16 protein-coding genes are annotated in these 16,081 nt (G+C 67.8%); 6 read left to right on the top strand and 10 right to left on the bottom strand.

The genetic code is table 11. The features are described 5' to 3' along the window. Window positions 1-5: 5 nt before the first annotated feature. Window positions 6-1,373, top strand: a complete 1,368-nt coding sequence (locus CLV43_RS00130) for a dihydrolipoamide acetyltransferase family protein (RefSeq protein WP_106184900.1) — start codon at window positions 6-8, stop codon at window positions 1,371-1,373. A 159-nt stretch (window positions 1,374-1,532) separates the two neighbouring features. Here the strand turns inward: CLV43_RS00130 and CLV43_RS00125 are convergent, their stop codons facing one another. Next, entirely contained in the window at window positions 1,533-1,997 is a 465-nt protein-coding gene (locus CLV43_RS00125) for a hypothetical protein (protein WP_146174593.1), read from the bottom strand. 57 nt (window positions 1,998-2,054) lie between these two features. Further along, window positions 2,055-2,453, bottom strand: coding sequence for a hypothetical protein (locus CLV43_RS00120; protein WP_106184898.1), 399 nt, complete (start codon window positions 2,451-2,453; stop codon window positions 2,055-2,057). 74 nt (window positions 2,454-2,527) lie between these two features. On the opposite strand from CLV43_RS00120, the gene CLV43_RS00115 reads away from it, so the two are divergent. Beyond that, window positions 2,528-2,923: a VOC family protein gene (locus CLV43_RS00115; RefSeq protein WP_425445707.1), complete on the top strand. Its 396-nt coding sequence runs from the start codon at window positions 2,528-2,530 to the stop codon at window positions 2,921-2,923. On the opposite strand, the gene CLV43_RS00110 is transcribed toward CLV43_RS00115, so the two are convergent. The 4 genes from CLV43_RS00110 to CLV43_RS00095 form a co-directional block, all read right to left on the bottom strand. Further along, window positions 2,913-3,845, bottom strand: coding sequence for a MerR family transcriptional regulator (locus CLV43_RS00110; RefSeq protein ID WP_106184897.1), 933 nt, complete (start codon window positions 3,843-3,845; stop codon window positions 2,913-2,915). The genes CLV43_RS00115 and CLV43_RS00110 overlap by 11 nt on opposite strands. Before the next feature lie 191 nt (window positions 3,846-4,036). Continuing rightward, window positions 4,037-5,812 carry a GmrSD restriction endonuclease domain-containing protein gene (locus CLV43_RS00105; RefSeq protein WP_106184896.1) on the bottom strand — a complete coding sequence of 592 codons (1,776 nt, stop codon included), beginning with the start codon at window positions 5,810-5,812 and terminating at the stop codon, window positions 4,037-4,039. Between the two features lie 324 nt (window positions 5,813-6,136). Continuing rightward, entirely contained in the window at window positions 6,137-7,351 is a 1,215-nt protein-coding gene (locus tag CLV43_RS00100; protein WP_106184895.1) for an acyl-CoA dehydrogenase family protein, read from the bottom strand. A 13-nt stretch (window positions 7,352-7,364) separates the two neighbouring features. Continuing rightward, window positions 7,365-8,015, bottom strand: coding sequence for an SCP2 sterol-binding domain-containing protein (locus tag CLV43_RS00095; RefSeq protein ID WP_106184894.1), 651 nt, complete (start codon window positions 8,013-8,015; stop codon window positions 7,365-7,367). 95 nt (window positions 8,016-8,110) lie between these two features. Between CLV43_RS00095 and CLV43_RS00090 the strand changes: the two genes are divergently transcribed. Further along, complete coding sequence (locus tag CLV43_RS00090) at window positions 8,111-8,776, top strand: TetR/AcrR family transcriptional regulator (protein ID WP_106184893.1); 666 nt, start codon at window positions 8,111-8,113, stop codon at window positions 8,774-8,776. Here CLV43_RS00090 and CLV43_RS00085 read toward each other — a convergent pair. Together CLV43_RS00085 and CLV43_RS00080 are read right to left on the bottom strand one after the other, a co-directional pair. Then, window positions 8,773-9,576, bottom strand: coding sequence for a MaoC/PaaZ C-terminal domain-containing protein (locus CLV43_RS00085; RefSeq protein WP_106184892.1), 804 nt, complete (start codon window positions 9,574-9,576; stop codon window positions 8,773-8,775). The genes CLV43_RS00090 and CLV43_RS00085 overlap by 4 nt on opposite strands. Next, window positions 9,576-10,889, bottom strand: coding sequence for a 3-oxoacyl-ACP reductase (locus tag CLV43_RS00080; protein WP_106184891.1), 1,314 nt, complete (start codon window positions 10,887-10,889; stop codon window positions 9,576-9,578). Before CLV43_RS00080 ends, CLV43_RS00085 begins: the two co-directional genes overlap by 1 nt. 54 nt (window positions 10,890-10,943) lie before the next feature. On the opposite strand from CLV43_RS00080, the gene CLV43_RS00075 reads away from it, so the two are divergent. Further along, on the top strand, window positions 10,944-12,221 hold the full coding sequence (locus CLV43_RS00075) for an acetyl-CoA C-acetyltransferase (RefSeq protein ID WP_106184890.1): 1,278 nt from the start codon (window positions 10,944-10,946) through the stop codon (window positions 12,219-12,221). Window positions 12,222-12,578: 357 nt separating this feature from the next. Here CLV43_RS00075 and CLV43_RS00070 read toward each other — a convergent pair whose 3' ends face one another. Continuing rightward, window positions 12,579-13,238, bottom strand: a complete 660-nt coding sequence (locus CLV43_RS00070; RefSeq protein WP_281262134.1) for an SIMPL domain-containing protein — start codon at window positions 13,236-13,238, stop codon at window positions 12,579-12,581. Window positions 13,239-13,352: 114 nt separating this feature from the next. Between CLV43_RS00070 and CLV43_RS00065 the strand changes: the two genes are divergently transcribed. Both CLV43_RS00065 and CLV43_RS47540 read left to right on the top strand, forming a co-directional pair. Further along, complete coding sequence (locus tag CLV43_RS00065; RefSeq protein WP_106184889.1) at window positions 13,353-14,546, top strand: ATP-binding protein; 1,194 nt, start codon at window positions 13,353-13,355, stop codon at window positions 14,544-14,546. A gap of 258 nt (window positions 14,547-14,804) precedes the next feature. Continuing rightward, window positions 14,805-14,951 carry a hypothetical protein gene (locus CLV43_RS47540; protein ID WP_170155650.1) on the top strand — a complete coding sequence of 49 codons (147 nt, stop codon included), beginning with the start codon at window positions 14,805-14,807 and terminating at the stop codon, window positions 14,949-14,951. 862 nt (window positions 14,952-15,813) lie between these two features. Here CLV43_RS47540 and CLV43_RS47535 read toward each other — a convergent pair. Then, entirely contained in the window at window positions 15,814-16,026 is a 213-nt protein-coding gene (locus CLV43_RS47535) for a hypothetical protein (RefSeq protein ID WP_170155649.1), read from the bottom strand. Window positions 16,027-16,081 lie beyond the last annotated feature (55 nt).

Genomic DNA, 16,081 nt, shown 5'->3' with positions numbered 1-16,081 from the left:
CCGTCATGCCGCAGTTCCAGCAGTTCCCCATGCCCGACACCGCGGAGGGGCTGACCGAGGCCGAGATCCTGACCTGGCACGTGAAGCCCGGCGACGCGGTCAAGGTCAACCAGATCATCGTCGAGATCGAGACGGCCAAGGCCGCCGTCGAGCTGCCGTGCCCGTGGGACGGCGTCGTCACCGAGCTGCTCGCCGAGATCGGCCAGACGGTGGAGGTCGGCGTCCCGATCATCACCATCGACACCGACCCGTCGGGCACGGCCGCACCGCCCGCGCCCCCCGTGGTGGCCGAGCCCGCTACCAACGGCACGACCTCGGGCAAGATCGGCGAGGAGATGCCGGGCGGCCGCATCGCGACCCTGGTCGGGTACGGGCCCCGCGCGGGAGCGGCCAAGCGCCGTCCCCGCAAGGACGCCGCACCCGTCGCGGTCGCCGCTCCCGTTGCTCCTGTCACCCCGGCTCCCGTTGCTCCTGTTGCGGCGCCTGCTGTTCCGGTGGCCCAGCCCGGTGGTTACGTGCCGCTGGCCAAGCCACCGGTCCGCAAGCTGGCCAAGGACCTCGGCGTCGACCTGCGCGCCCTGACCGGGTCCGGCGCCAACGGCGTCATCACCCGCGAGGACGTCGAACAGGCCGTGGCGGCCCCGGTCACCGCACCGGCCACCGTGGACAGCGGCTCGCGGGAACGCCGGGTGCCCATCAAGGGCGTCCGCAAGGCGACCGCGCAGGCGATGGTGGACAGCGCGTTCACCGCACCGCACGTCACCGAGTTCCTGACCATCGACGTCACCCCGATGATGGAGCTCCGGGCCAGGCTGAAGACCTCACCCGCGTTCCGCGACGTCAAGGTCACCCCGCTCGCGTTCGCCGCCAAGGCCGTTCTCCTCGCGGTCAAGCGCACCCCGGACGTCAACGCGACCTGGGACGCGGCGGCGAACGAGATCGTCTACAAGGACTACGTCCACCTCGGCATCGCCGCCGCCACACCCCGCGGGCTGGTCGTGCCGAAGGTCCGCGACGCGGACCGGATGTCGTTGCGGGAACTGGCGGTCGCGCTCGACGGACTCGCCACCACCGCCCGCGACGGCAAGACCTCCCCCGCGGACATGATGGGCGGCACCTTCACCATCACCAACGTCGGCGTCTTCGGCGTCGACACCGGCACCCCCATCATCAACCCCGGCGAATCCGCCATCCTCGCCCTCGGCGCCATCCGCGACATGCCGTGGGTCGTCGACGGCCAGGTCGTCCCCCGCAAGGTCTGCCAACTCGCCCTGAGCTTCGACCACCGCGTCGTCGACGGCCAACAGGGCTCCCAGTTCCTCGCCGACGTAGGCGCCCTCCTCTCCGACCCAGGGCTGGCGATGACGTACTAGCAGCACCTGGACGCCGGGGGTCCTCCACGGGCTCCCGGCGTCCGCCAGGTTCCTGCCCCTGGGGCGCTGCGGAACCCCGTTCCCGCAAAGGTTTTCACGCTGGTCGAAACGATGCCGCCGCAGAAGTTCGCAGGCACGCCCCCGGCACGTCGCTGGAACCTAGAACAGGTCCACCAGTTCGTTCACGGTGTGGGTCGGCGTGGTGAGGAAGACGTCCTGGGTGGTGGGGCCGCAGGTGAGGTTGAGGGTGTCGAGCGCGTAGATCCAGGCGTCGGTGGTGAGGCCCGAGTAGCGGTAGTTGATCTGCCAGCGGACGAACTCGCCCGACTTGACCCAGATGGCCGGGGGTCTGCGGGGGCGGTAGGGGCGGCCGATGGGGGAGACCAGGAGGTTCACCCGGACCCGGTCCTCCTCCTCGTGGAGGGTGACCTGGTTCTGGTCGGGACGGTCGTGGTGGACGGTGGAGTGGGGCGCGAAGTTGTGCCACTCCTGCTGGGTGACCTCGTGGGTCAGGAGCGGGGCGAGCTCCGGTAGTTCGAAGGCGACGGGGAGGAGGAGTGCGGCTGAGCCGCCGGTCGCGTCCTCGGTCCACACGGTTCGCACCCACTGCGCCACGATGTCCACCCGCACATGCTCTCAAATGTGGGTGGCAGCCGACGATGCGGTGGCACCCCTATCGTTTCACCGGCGTTGGGGCAGCGGGAGGATGCGGCTCACCAGCTCCAACTCGGTCGGTGGGACGGCGAGCTGGACGACGTCGGCGCCGCGGCGGTAGTGCAGGACCACCATGTTGGGGTCGATGGTCCAGCCGTTGCCGCCGTCCACGCCGCCGAGGCTTTCCACGACGCCGTCGCGCCTGCTGAAGTCGAGGACGCCCGGCTTGCCGGGCACCCACCAGACGAGGCGGTAGCGACCGGCTTTGAGCTTGCCCTCGGACCAGGCGCCGCCGGTGAGCATGGCGGCGCTGAAGACGGGTTCGCCGCCCGCCTCGAACTCGGCGAGGCGGGCCGCCGCGTCGGCGCCGTGACGGGCCGTGAGACGGCCCAGGAAACCGCGGATCGCCTGCATGAACGCCGACATCGGCTCACCCCCGGATGCACAACGCCGACGGTGGGCGCCTGGTTCCCGCCAGTGTGCCCGGTTCTCCTACTCTCGTGAGGGTGATCGGGAACCTGCAGTGCGTGGTGCTGGACTGCCCCGACCCCGCCGTGCTCGCCGGGTTCTACCGGGAGCTGCTCGGCGGTGAGGTCGACCGGCCCGATCGGCGGTGGTCGTTGGACGCCCGGTGGTCGACGCTGCACACCGCGACCGGTCTCGTGCTGTGCTTCCAGGGCGTCGACGACCACCGGCCGCCGGTGTGGGCCGACGCGTCCAGGCCGCAGCAGTTCCACCTCGACGTCGGGGTGGACGACCTGGACGCGGCGCAGGACGCCGCCCTCGCACTGGGTGCCGCGCTGCTGGACGTGGGCGAGCCGGGTCGGATCTGGCGGATCCTCGCCGACCCCGCCGGGCACCCGTTCTGCCTGGTGCGGGAGCAGGTCAGCCGCTGAGCGGTTGCCCGGCCGCGCGAAGCCAGGCGCGTTCCGCCGTGGTGTCGGGCACCGCGGGCAGACCGTTGACCACACCGATCAGCTGCCAGTACCGCTCGGCCCGCGGATCCGCGAACGCCTCCTGCTCCCGCAACCTCTCCACAAGCCGCTCGTCGTCCGCCACACCCAGGGCTTCCGCCCACCTGGCGTTCACGTCGGCCACGATCTCCTTCGCCCGCACCGAGTCCGGCGCCACACCCGCGTCGAGCGCCGCACGTGCCTGCTCGACCGAGTACGTGAACGCCGCCATCTGCTCGGGACCGGGCGCCCCCATGTCCTGACCCGACTCGCGCATTTCGGCGTGCTTCTCCGACATCCGACGAACACTGGCCCGGAAGTCCTCGTCCTGCACCAGCTTCGCCAGCTCCACCCACGCTTCCAGCTGCTCGGTGCTGGGATCGTCCGGCAACCGGACCCGCACCGACCGCATCATCGCGTCGAACCCCGGATCCAGGTCGTGACCACCGAACACGTCCTCGAAGAAGTCGTCCAGGATGCGCTGCCGCTCCTCGTCGGACAACCTCGCCAACTCGTTCACCAACTCCATCTCCCCTCCCTTGGCGACCGCGCGCAGCACGGCACGGCGCAGCCGCAACGTCCTGATCTGCGCGTCGATCGCATCCGCGTGCGCACCCGCCACCTCCGCGACCCCGACCTTCTCCTCCAACACCCGCCGCACCGTCGGCAGGTCGACCCCGAGGTCCCGCAACGTCCGAACCAACCTCAACCGGTTCACCCCGGCCACGTCGTACACGCGAAACCCACCACCGGTCCGACCGACCACCGGAATGAGCCCGGCATCGGAGTAGAAGCGGATCGTCCGCACCGACAAACCGGTCAGCCTGGCCAGATCGCCGATGGAGTAGTGCGTCACAGGACCCATCGTGAACTCTCCAGCCGCTGGAGGGTCAAGGGTTTTCAGGTGGAAGGCTGCTCCGAATCAGTTGACCAAGGGGCGTTCGCCCTGTGCACCACCAACGAGGTGGACAAGATTCCTCAACTACGCAGATCTCCGTCCTGAAGCGCCTGATAGGGAATCCGCTCACTGATTCTCGATATCAATTGAGAAAACTGTCAGTCTGCAGAATCGCGGTCCACCGGTTCCGGGTCGTCGATTACAGGGTCACTTCCATCGGGGGCATCGAGCTCTGTTCGCGTAGCTTCTCCGCTGGCTGAAGGCTTGCCATGGGCGAGTTTCAGTGCGCACTCGTGTAACAGTGCGGATCGCGCAATAAGAAAACCTTCATAGTCATCCGCCATGGCGGCATTAAATGCACTGCGAGGAACCAGGCAGGTCTCAAGACGGCGAATTATCTCCAACTCCCCCTCTGCTTCACACAAATCTTTTAGGTAGTCTGATGGCGGGCGATCGGAGATCCAGATATTTGACTCGGATGTGATCATGACTATGTTTGCCATAACGTTAGCGCGTCCGGCCGAGAGGTTTTTGCGCTTAGTCAAGTATGCGCGGGGGAAGAAGTGGTGGAACTCCTTGTCGTTCCCCCAGGCTAACGCTTTTCCGACATCTATCTTCTGTCCGGTGCGCAGATCTAGCGGTGCGGCATATGAAAGCATGATCGCTTCCATTTTTGATATCGCATTGTTAGCGCGAAATTGCTTCAGTCGCCAGACGTCTCTGCTCGGCATTGGTGCAGTTACATTGACGTGTTCTGATCTTCCCTCGGCGAAATCCTGTATTGCAACCTTGTCGGCACCCATCTGGCCGGTGTTCCAACCGCCAAAATATCCGCTGAAAGTTGTTTGCCAGAACCATCTCTTAATGCTTTCATGCTGATCTGAGCTCAAGGTTTTAGTACTACGGAAGATCTCGACCAGCACAGCGAACTGGTTCATGTATGGTAGAGCCTGTGCGCCGGGTATGCCGATCTGAGTGACTAGGAAGTCTACAGCTTTTCGTGCCGCCTTCTCTGCATCGGAAACGCACTGCTTCAACTCGGCGGAATTTTTTTCCCGTAGCCGGTCGATGTTTTCTGTGGAAAACCCGTATCCGGCGGCGGCGGCGATTGTGCGTAGTACGGTCTTCCTGTCTATCTTTCCGAACTTCTTCCCCTCCAGTACGGCGAGCACCTCATCAATTGACTCCTTCAGGTCGAAATCCATCTTCCAGGTTGCTGCACGCATCAGGTCGACCACAGTCAGCGGCGTACCAGTGCTGTTGATTCGCTCGAAGACCGGGGCGACTTGATCGATTGACATGTCTCCCAGTGTCACTGCTGCGATCATGTAGTCCTGAATACGATTGAAGAGGGTGTCGGCGCGTTCCTTGAGCTCGCCATCGTCGATGACAGACATTCGCTTGAAAAATGTGGAGGGATTTGAGAGGAGTCTGAACGGTATCTCGTTAAGAGGGGGATCGTCTAGCGTCGTCTTGTGTACGAAGTCGCCAGTTTTCAAGTCATAAACGATATTCCACATGCTATCGGGGTCGTCGTTGGGTTTCCAGTAGAGAGCTCCGCAAATAGTTGATAGCCGCTGCTGACCGTCGAGCAAATAGTTCACCGGATAATCGTCTTTACGAGCTGCGATCTGAAGGCCGGCGATCGTTCGCTCACTGGCGAGCTCAGTTCGAGACTGCCAAAGGAGTACGCTACCGATCGGGTAATTACTAGCAACTGAATCGAGTAGATCTCGAATCTGCTTCCGAGACCATACGAATTCGCGCTGAAATTTCGGAAGAAGAATATCTCCTTCGAGTACCCTTCGGGCGAGGAGTGTGACGCGCTCAACCGTGGGTTTCGGGTCCCTGAAAGCTGGCTTCTCCGTCGCCAAATGTATCACTCCAGAAGATCCAAAAGTATGTCCGTGTGGGTCGGCCAGGCTAACCCTCATCAGATCGGGTGACAATACGCCGAATGGGCGACGGGGGTGGATACTTTGTTGCCGGAAAGTGGGGCGCGTAGTTTCGCAAGAAGGCAACGTGGCTTCTACGTGCAGTGCGCGTTCGCTACTTTTAGATCGGCGCTGCCTCTGAGAAAGGTAGCCCTCGCAGGGTGAAAACCGTTTAGACGTCGATTGCGCATCGAGTAGTCATGAGGGGTCCTGGCGTGTCAGTGTCAGAATAAGTTTTTTGTGGCCAAGGCGGTGGACAGGGTCTTCAAGCCTCGGAAGACCCCGTCCACTCAGACGGCCTGAGGACGGCCTGGGGTGATCAACTCACCTGATGTACATCCCCGAAATCGCCCTGGCCACTACCAATCGCTGAATTTCGCTGGTCCCCTCGAAAATGGTGAAGATCTTCGCGTCCCGATGCATCCGCTCCACCGGATGATCCCGCGTGTACCCCGCACCCCCCAGAATGTGGATCGCCCGCTCCGTAGCCCACACGGACACCTCCCCGGCCTTCAACTTCGACATCGACCCCTCACCCGCCGTGAACGGCACGTTGTTGCGGCCCATCCAAGCCGCCCGCCACACCAGCAGCCGGGCTGCGTCGATCTCCATCTTCATGTTGGCGAGGTCGAAGGCGATCGACTGGTTCTCGATGATCTTCCGACCGAATGCCTCGCGGTCCTTGGCGTATTCCAACGAGTACTCGTAGGCGGCACGGGCGACGCCGATGGCCATGGCGCCGACGGTGGGGCGGGTGGTTTCGAAGGTGGCCATGGCGGCTTGGCCGCCGGATTTCTGGCCTTCACGGGCGCGGGCGAGGCGGGAGTCGAGTTTTTCCTTGCCGCCTAGTAGGCAGCGGCCGGGGATGCGGACGTCGTCGAGGAACACGTCGGCGGTGTGGGAGGCGCGCATTCCGTGCTTCTTTATCTTGCCGGGGCTGGAGAGGCCTGGGGTGCCCGGTGGGATGATGAAGGCGGCTTGGCCGCGGGAGCCCAACGTGGAGTCCACGACGGCGGTGACGACGTGGACGTTGGCGATGCCGCCGTTGGTGGCCCAGGCCTTCTGGCCGTTGATGACCCATTCGTCGGTGGCCTCATCGTAACGGGCGCGGGTGCGGTAGCCGGCGACGTCGGAACCCGCCTGGGGTTCGGAGGCACAGAAGGCGGCGAGTTTCGGGTCGTCCTCGGTGCCGAAGCACTCGGGGACCCATTCGGCGAGTTGTTCGGGGGAGCCGGAGGCGAAGATGCCCGCGGCGGCCAACCCCGTGCCCATCAACGACAGGGCGATGCCGGCGTCACCCCAGAACAGCTCCTCGGTGGCGATCGCCAGCGACAGGCCGATCGGGTCGGCGAACCAGGTCGCCAACGACTCGAAGCCGTACAAACCGATCTTGGCGGCTTCCTGGATGACCGGCCACGGTGTCTCCTCCCGCTCGTCCCACTCGGACGCGGCGGGGCGGATGACGTCCTTGGCGAAGCCGTGCACCCAGTCGCGCAGGTCGGTCTGGTCCTCGTTCAGCTCCAGCGAGAAGCCACCCATCGAAGAATTCCCCTCAGGCCTTCGGAATGTTGAACAGGCTCATGAAGCCGGCGGCGAAACCCAGGTCTCCCTTGACCTTCAGCTTGCCCGTCATGAACAGGACGGGGGCAGACGCGTTGCCGGTGGCGAGCTTCAGGAACTCGACCGGGCTCAACGTGACGCTCGCGCGGCCCTCACGGGTCTCGCCCTTGTTGATCGTGCACTTCGCGTCCTCGATCACGGCCTCGTAGGTGTCGTGGCCGTCCTCGCCGAAGCCGCCGGTGAGCCGGAAGTGCACCACGGCCCTGGTGGAGCCCGCGCGTTCGGAGCGGAAGTGGGCCTCCATGCGCCGGAACACCTCGTCGAGCACGCGCTCGCGCAGCCCCGGACGTGAGGTGACCGCTTCGATCTGGTCCTTGGACGCGCGCGAGATGATGCGGGCGAAGTTCTGCGGGTCCATCTGGGCCAGGTCGAGGTCGGCGCCGCCGTCGGCGAGGTCGCCGAGGGTTGCCAGGAGCTCGGCGAACTCGTCCTTGCCGAGCTTCTTCGGGTCGATGCCCCTGGCGATGACGTCGATGTCGACGCCCTTCAGCGCCGGGTCCGCCGGGTCGACCTGCTTGAGCGTGCTGATCAGCTTGGCGGGGCTGAGCTTGGCGATCGCCTCGGTGGTGAGGTCGGTGGTCATGAGCACCTCCTGTGCCTACTTGCAAGTAATCTACTGGTGAGTAGGTACACCTGCAAGACGGCCGAGTAATCTTGTCCCAGCCTTCAGGGGGTGCGATGCAGCCAGACCAACCGGTCCGTACCGGTAGAGCCAAACGTTTGCCGCGCGCGGTGCGTGAACGCCAGATCATGGACGCCGCCGTGGACGTCTTCTCGCGCCTCGGTTTCCACGCCGCGTCCATGGACGAGATCTCCGAGGTCGCGGGCATCTCCAAGCCCATGCTCTACGCCTACCTCGGCTCCAAGGAAGAGCTCTTCGCGACCTGCATCCGCCGCGAGGCGACCGTCATGATGGAGGCCATCGCCAACGGGATCGAGCCCGACCAACCACCGGACGTCCAGCTGTGGAGCGGTTTGCGGGCGTTCTTCGGCTTCGTCGGCGAGAACCGCGCCAGCTGGCAGGTCCTGCACCGGCAGGCCAGCTCGCAGGGCGGCCCGTTCGCCGCCGAGCTCGCCGAGATGCGCGGGCGCGCGGTCAACCTGGTCGCGGCGCTGCTCGTCCACGCCACCAAGACGCAGGACGTGCCGAGCGCGTCCGAGCAGGAGGCCGAGAGCCTGGCCGCCGCACTGGTCGGCGCGGGCGAGTCGCTGGCCGACTGGTGGCTCGACCACCCCGACGAACCCGCGGGGGTCGTCGCGTCGCGCCTGATGAACCTCGTCTGGATGGGCTTCGGCGACCTCGTCCAGGGCAACATCTGGCACCCGCCGTCGAAACGCCCCTAGGCCGAGTGCGGGAACGCGCCCGTGAGGTGCGGTTTTCCGCTTTTCGGGTGGTGCAGGGCGAAGTGCCCGCCGTCGGTGGAGAAGTCGACGGTCGCGGGCAGCAGGACGGGCGCCTTGAACCGGACCTCGACGGTGCAGGCGTCCGGTAGTCGCCCCTCGAACGCGGCCAGGCACCTAGCCTTGGTCCACATCCCGTGCGCGATCGCCCGCGGGAAGCCGAACGCCTTGGCGGCCAACGGGTGCAGGTGGATCGGGTTGCGGTCGCCGGACACCGCCGCGTACCGCCTGCCGATGTCGGCGGGCACCCGCCACACGCCCGTCGGCCGCGGTGGGGCGGTGTGGTCGCCGGCACCGGAACCCGCGCCACCACCGCGTTTGAGGTAGGTGGAGGTCCCGGTCCACACGACCTCGCCGTCGACCGCGGCGGTCGTGACCACGTCGAACTGCGTGCCGCGGTCGTGCGGGCGCAGGTTCTCGGCGTGCACGGCCAGTGCCAACGGGTCGGTCGCGGTCAGCGCGCAGGACTGGGTGACGCGGTTCTCGACGTGCACCAGACCGGGCAGCGCGAACGGGAACGCGCGGTCGGTCATCAGCCGCAGCTGCAACGGGAAGCCGAGCACGTGCGGGTAGGTGACTGGCAAGTTCTCGCCAACCCGGAAACCGCATACCTCGTTGTACGCGGCCAAGTGCGCGCGGTCGACGGTCACGTCGGCGGTCAGCGGCGCCGACGGCAGCACGTCCCCGTGCCGCGCGAACCCGGTCAGCCCGGCCTTCAGGTACAGCAGCGCGAGGCTCGTCATCACGCCCCCAGGAGCATCTGCCCGCACACGCGGACGACGTTGCCGTTCACGCCGGTCGACGCGGGGTGCGCGTACCAGGCGACGGTCTCCGCGACGTCCACCGGGAGACCGCCCTGCGACAGGCTGTTCAGCCGCCTGCCGACCTCGCGGGTCATCAGCGGCACCCCGGCGGTCATCTTGGTCTCGATGAAACCCGGTGCCACGGCGTTGATCGTGCTGCCGCGGCCCGCGAGCTCCGCGGCGAGGGTGTCGACCATGCCGATCACACCCGCCTTCGACGTGGCGTAGTTGGTCTGGCCGACGTTGCCCGCGATGCCCGCGACCGACGAGACGCCGATGATCCTCCCGTTGCCGCGCAACGCGTTCGTGCCCAGCAACGCCCCGTTGATCCGCTCCTGGGCCGTCAGGTTCACCGCGATCACGGCGTCCCACTGGCCGGAGTCCATGCGCCCCAACGTCTTGTCCCGCAGCACCCCGGCGTTGTGCACGACGACGTCGACACCGCCGTGCCGCTGGGTGAGGTGGTCGACCAGCCGCGCGGGGGCGTCGGCGGCCGTGATGTCCAGCTGCACCGAGGAACCGCCGACCCGGTTGGCCACCTCGGACAACTCGCCACCCTGCGCGGGCACGTCCAGGCACACCACGTGCGCCCCGTCGCGGCCGAGCACCTCGGCGATCGACGCCCCGATGCCCCGCGACGCGCCGGTCACCAGCGCGACCTTGCCCGCCAGCGGCCGGTCCCAGTCGGCCGGTTCCTCGACGGCGGCCGCGCCGATCCGGACCACCTGGCCGGACACGTACGCGGACTTGCCGGACAGCAGGAACCGCAGCGTCGACTCGATGCCGTGCTCGGCGCCCTCGGCCACGTGGACGAGCTGCGCCGTACCGCCGCGCTTGAGCTCCTTGCCCACTGATCGGGTGAAACCCTCGAGTGCGCGCTGGGCGATCCGCGACTCCGCTTCCTCCGGCGGGGTGCCCAGCACCAGGACGCGGCCGGACGGGCCGAGCGACCGGATCACCGGGTGGAAGAACGCGTGGACCTCGCGCAGCCGCGCGGTGCCGTCGATGCCGGTCGCGTCGAACACCAGCGCGGCGTACCGCTGGTCCGGCACGGCCTCGCGGTGCACGTCGACCGCCTTGAGGACGTCGGCGACCGGCTCGACCAGCCGCCCGGTCCCACCGAGCAGGACCGGCCCGTCCAGGAGAGGCTGTCCCGGTGTGAACCTGCGCAACGGGTGCGGGTCGGGCAGACCGAGCCTGCCGACCACGAACCGCCCGACGCCGGACTTGGCGAACCGCTGGTACCTGTCCATCCCACACTCCCTACTCGGTGGTAAGTCTACTGATGGGTAGGTAGAATCGCCAGCATGGCCACCATCAAGCGGGTCGCGATCCTCGGCGGCAACCGGATCCCCTTCGCGCGGTCCAACGGGCCCTACGCCACGGCGTCGAACCAGGACATGCTCACCGCCACCCTGGACGGCCTGGTCAGCCGCTTCGGCCTCCAGGGCGAACGGCTCGGCGAGGTCGTCGCCGGAGCCGTCCTCAAGCACAGCCGCGACTTCAACCTCGTCCGCGAGTCCGTCCTCGGCAGCCGACTCGCCGCCGACACCCCCGCCCACGACCTCCAGCAGGCGTGCGGCACCGGACTGCAGGCGGTGATCGCGGTGGCGAACAAGATCGCGCTCGGCCAGATCGACTCCGGCATCGCGGGCGGCGTCGACACGACCAGCGACGCGCCCATCGGTGTGAACGAAGGCCTGCGCGCCGTGCTGCTGGAGTTCAACCGCACCCGCACCACCGCGGGCAGGCTGAAGCTGCTCACCAAGCTCCGCCCCGGCCAGCTCGTGCCCGACGTGCCGCGCAACGGCGAACCGCGCACCGGCCTGTCGATGGGCGAGCACGCGGCGATCACCGCGAAGCTGTGGGACATCGCCCGCGAGGACCAGGACGTCCTCGCCGCGGCCAGCCACCGCAACCTCGCCGCGGCTTACGACCGGGGCTTCTTCGACGACCTCGTCACGCCCTACCTCGGGCTCACCCGCGACCAGAACCTGCGGCCGGACTCGACCGCCGAGAAGCTGGCGAAGCTCAAGCCCGCGTTCGGACGGGGCGAAGGTGCCACCATGACCGCGGGCAACTCCACGCCGTTGACCGACGGCGCCTCCGCGGTGCTGCTGGCGAGCGAGGAGTGGGCGGCCGCGCGGAACCTGCCGGTGCTGGCCTACCTGACCTTCACCGAGACCGCGGCGGTCGACTACGTGCACGGCGCCGAGGGCCTGCTGATGGCCCCCGCGTACGCCGTGCCGCGGATGCTCGCCCGCGCCGGGCTCACGTTGCAGGACTTCGACTACTACGAGATCCACGAGGCGTTCGCCTCCCAGGTCCTCGCCACCCTCAAGGCGTGGGAGGACCCGGACTTCAGCAAGGCCAAGCTCGGCCTCGAAGCCCCGTTGGGATCGATCGACCGCGCCAAGCTCAACGTCAACGGCTCGTCACTGGCCGCCGGGCACCCGTTCGCGGCGACCGGCGGGCGGATCGTCGCCACACTCGCGAAGCTGCTTGCCGAACGCGGGTCCGGGCGCGGGCTGATCTCGATCTGCGCGGCGGGAGGCCAGGGCGTCACCGCGATCGTCGAACGCTGACCGTCGCTCTGCGTCAAGTTGTCCACAGGCACCCCGGTTGTCCACAGGCCGCGCGAAGTCGATCTTCAAAACCCCAGGCAGCGGTAGACTGGCCTCGGGGCCGTCCCCCAGGGAGTGGTGGGGGGTGTTCGGGGTTCGCGCGCGTGTGGGGGCGGAATTGCTCGTGTGGCGGGGAAGTTGCTACTGAGGGTGATTCGAACAGGTGTTCGAGTTGTCCACAGGTGTGGACAGGGTTGTGGACGGCTGTGGTTCGTGGGCCGAGGGGGGCACGTGGGCTTGGATCGTGGACAAGGCCTGATTGGGTCCCTTGTCCCGACGGGCACAACGTCGGCGTCAGGTTGCGGGCCTGGGCAGGTCCTAGTCGAGCAGTGACCAGGCGGCGGTGCAGCGGACGGTGATGGTGATCTGCTGCGCCTCCAGGCTCAGCTGGTCGACCTGCACGGGGGCGCCGGGGCTGCCGCCGTAGCCGGCGAACGACTTCGAGGCCATGGCGGACTCGGCGTGCCACATGTCGCCGTCACCGTCGGACAGCCGTTGCAACGGGCCGAGTCTGCGGCCGAGGGCGTCGGCGTAGCCCTGGGCGCGGAGGCGGGCGTCGGTGACGGCGCCCTGCTGGGCCTCGTGCACGGCGTCCCTGGTGTCGACGAGGTCCCACGTAGGGCCGTTGAGCCAGGTCGGCTCGGCCATCACGAGCGCGGACAGCAGCGAGTCCAGCTCGTCGAGGTCGGTCACCCGCAGCACGTACCGCTGGCTCGCGCGGCTGCCCGCCTTGTTGTTGCCGTCCCAGTTGTCGTGCACGGACAGCTGCCGCGACCGGACCTCGACCCCCGACCGCTCCAGCAGTGCCTCGACGGTGGAAACGCGGCTGGTCAGCGCCTCGACCGCGTCGGCGCGCTGTTCACCCTCCGTCTCGAAGCTCACGTCCACCTGTGCACGGTCCGCTGTTCGCTCGACCGTGCCGGTCCCCCTCGTCACTACCTCGGCCACGGTCACCAGCCAACCCCGGCAGCCGATCATCCGCAACGATTACCCCGTCTAGCCTGGACACTAGAGAGTGCTAGAGAGCGGAACATGGTCGACAAGTCTGCGCGAATATCGGTCTGGCCCTAGATACGGCGATAGCGTTCAAGGGTGGACCCGGTGCGCAACCCGTTCGCCCCCGGTGCAGGCCAACGTCCGCCCGAGCTGGCAGGGCGCGACAAGGAGGTCGGCGCCTTCGAGGTCGTGCTGGAACGGGTGGCGCGCGGCCGCCCCGAACGCAGCCTGGTGCTCACCGGCTTGCGCGGCGTCGGCAAGACGGTGCTACTTGGAGAGCTGCGGTCGATGGCGCTGCGCCGCGGCTGGGGCGCGGGCAAGATCGAGGCCCGGCCGGACGCTGGCCTGCGCCGACCGCTGGCCGCCGCGCTGCACCGGGCGATCCGCGACCTCGCCGTCCGGCACCGCGCACCGGACCGGGTCGAGGCGGCGCTGGGCGTGCTGAAGGCGTTCGCACTGCGGTCGAACCCGGCCGACGCGAAGCTCCGCGACCGCTGGCAGCCCGGCATCGACGTGCCCGCGACGCAGGGCAGGGCCGACTCGGGCGACATCGAGATCGACCTGGTCGAGCTGTTCACCGACGTGGCCGAGCTGGCGCAGGACGTCGGGACCGGCGTCGCCCTGCTCATCGACGAGATGCAGGACCTGCGGCCGGACGACATCTCCGCGCTGTGCGCCGCGTGCCACGAGCTGTCCCAGTCCGGCGCGCCGCTGGTCGTCGTCGGCGCGGGCCTGCCGCACCTGCCCGCTGTGCTGTCGGCGAGCAAGTCGTACTCCGAGCGGCTGTTCCGGTACGTGCGGATCGACCGACTCAGCCGGGAGGACGCCGACCGCGCGGTCCTCGCCCCGGTCGAACGAGAGGGCGCCGACATCCAGGTCGAGGCGCTCGACGCGCTGTTCGACGCCTCGGGCGGCTACCCGTACTTCATCCAGGCGTACGGCAAGGCGGCCTGGGACGCGGCGCCGGACGACCCGATCACCGCGCTGGACGTCTCCGTCGCCGCACCCGAGGCCGACGCCGAGCTGGCCGTCGGGTTCTTCGGTTCGCGCTACGAGCGCGCCACGCCCGCGGAACGCGAGTACCTGCGGGCGATGGCCGAGATGACCGACGGCAAGGACGCGGGCGTCAACACCGCCCAGGTCGCCGAGCACCTGGCCCGCAAGCCGTCGTCGCTGTCCCCGGCGCGCGACAGCCTCATCAAGAAGGGGCTCGTGTACTCGGCGGAGCGCGGGCAGATCGCGTTCACCGTGCCGCACTTCGGCCGGTTCCTGCTCGGCCGCGAGGACTAGGCCTCCCACCTGCGTGCACGTGGTGCATCCCGCTGTATTCGGCTGTCTAGTGCCAGAGCTAGAGAGCGGGCCGGCGTTGAAGGGTCTGTCCGGTGTAGACAGGTGTCTGGCAGAGGAATCATCGGGATTAAACTGGTTACAGCCGATGATTCGCTGGCGTGTGCCCCAACTCACCGGATAATCACGTGCACAACCGGGCGGCAGGGTGCATACTTGAGCTACGCAACCGAGAGAACCTCTGAGAGGGATGTAATACCGATGAACATCACCGCGAAGCTCCGCGCCCGTCGTGTCGAAGCTCGCAACCGCAAGGCCATCGCGCGCGCCATCGACACCGCGCCGTCGCAGGCCATGCGCCACGAGCTGATGGCGATCGCCCAGAACCAGGTCAACACCCTCCGCTGACACCCGCCGCCGCGACGTCACCCGATCGACACCGGGTGAGCCCCCGTCGTAGAGCGCGAGCGCAGAGGAGATGGGACGTCGTCCCTGGCAGGCCTCCCGCATGCCAGGGACGACGTTCATCCACGTGGAACGTCCCGCGTGATCGTGATCCGAGTCACAACTGCAGGGGTGTGTAACGGTTCCCGAGCGCGAGTCGATGTTCCAGATGACCCCGCGATGCTGTCGGACCCCCGACCTGGCAGCACCGCGGGGTTTCCTTTTGCCCAAAACCGGCCCGCCCGGGCACGGCGCAGCTCCCGGCCCCAGGCCGGTCGAGGACTGCGGGCAAGGTTCCCACCAGGGACTACGTCGCCTCGCAGCCCGGATGGCCGGCGGCTGATTCGCCGCAACCGCCGACCATCCGGGCGCGTCCACGCACTCCGCACCTCATCGCTGACCGCGAGCCCCTCAACCCCGGTCAGCCCACGCCGCCGCGTTCCCGCATCCGCTGCGCGGGGAACGCGACTCCACCACGGTCGACGGCGTGTTCGCCGCACCCCGCCGACCGCCGGGCAAGCCGCATCCAGAACGACAGGCCCCGCACCGACCGCCGGTGCGAACACCGATGGCCTTTCCCCGTCCCACCAGCTTGCCCGAACCCCGGCTCCGGCGCCGCACGTTCTTCCGCTGACTTGAAGCCCAGCGTCGGAAACGGCACGACCCCCTCCCCCTTGGAGCCGGTCACGCACCTGGTCCGGCGACCCACCTCGGCGGATCGACATCTTCCCGGTCGTCCGGCTGGACCACGGTCCACCCCCCCTGTGCCGTCCGACCCCCTTGGTGTTGTGCCGCCCCGGCCTGGCCTCCGTTTCAGGCCAAGCCGTCACCCCGCTTCGGCGAACCGGGCAACCACCCCGTTGCCCGACCACCGCAGCCGGGTCCGGGCCTCGCGCTCAGCCATCCCCACCGAGCGCGAGGCCACCCCCGTCAGAACCCGTGTGCCGTACTCGAATCCGTGCCCGAACCCCAGGACCGGGCACGTCACCTCGGCATCCCCCGGCACCTGCCCGAACCACGCGTGGCGCTGCCGGTCCACGGCTCCTCGGAACCCCCACCCCGTCCGAACCCCGAGCTCATCGATCCCCCTTCTT

The organism is Umezawaea tangerina, from assembly GCF_003002815.1.
Lineage (GTDB): Bacteria > Actinomycetota > Actinomycetes > Mycobacteriales > Pseudonocardiaceae > Umezawaea > Umezawaea tangerina.
This window is presented reverse-complemented; position numbering and strand designations above follow the sequence as displayed.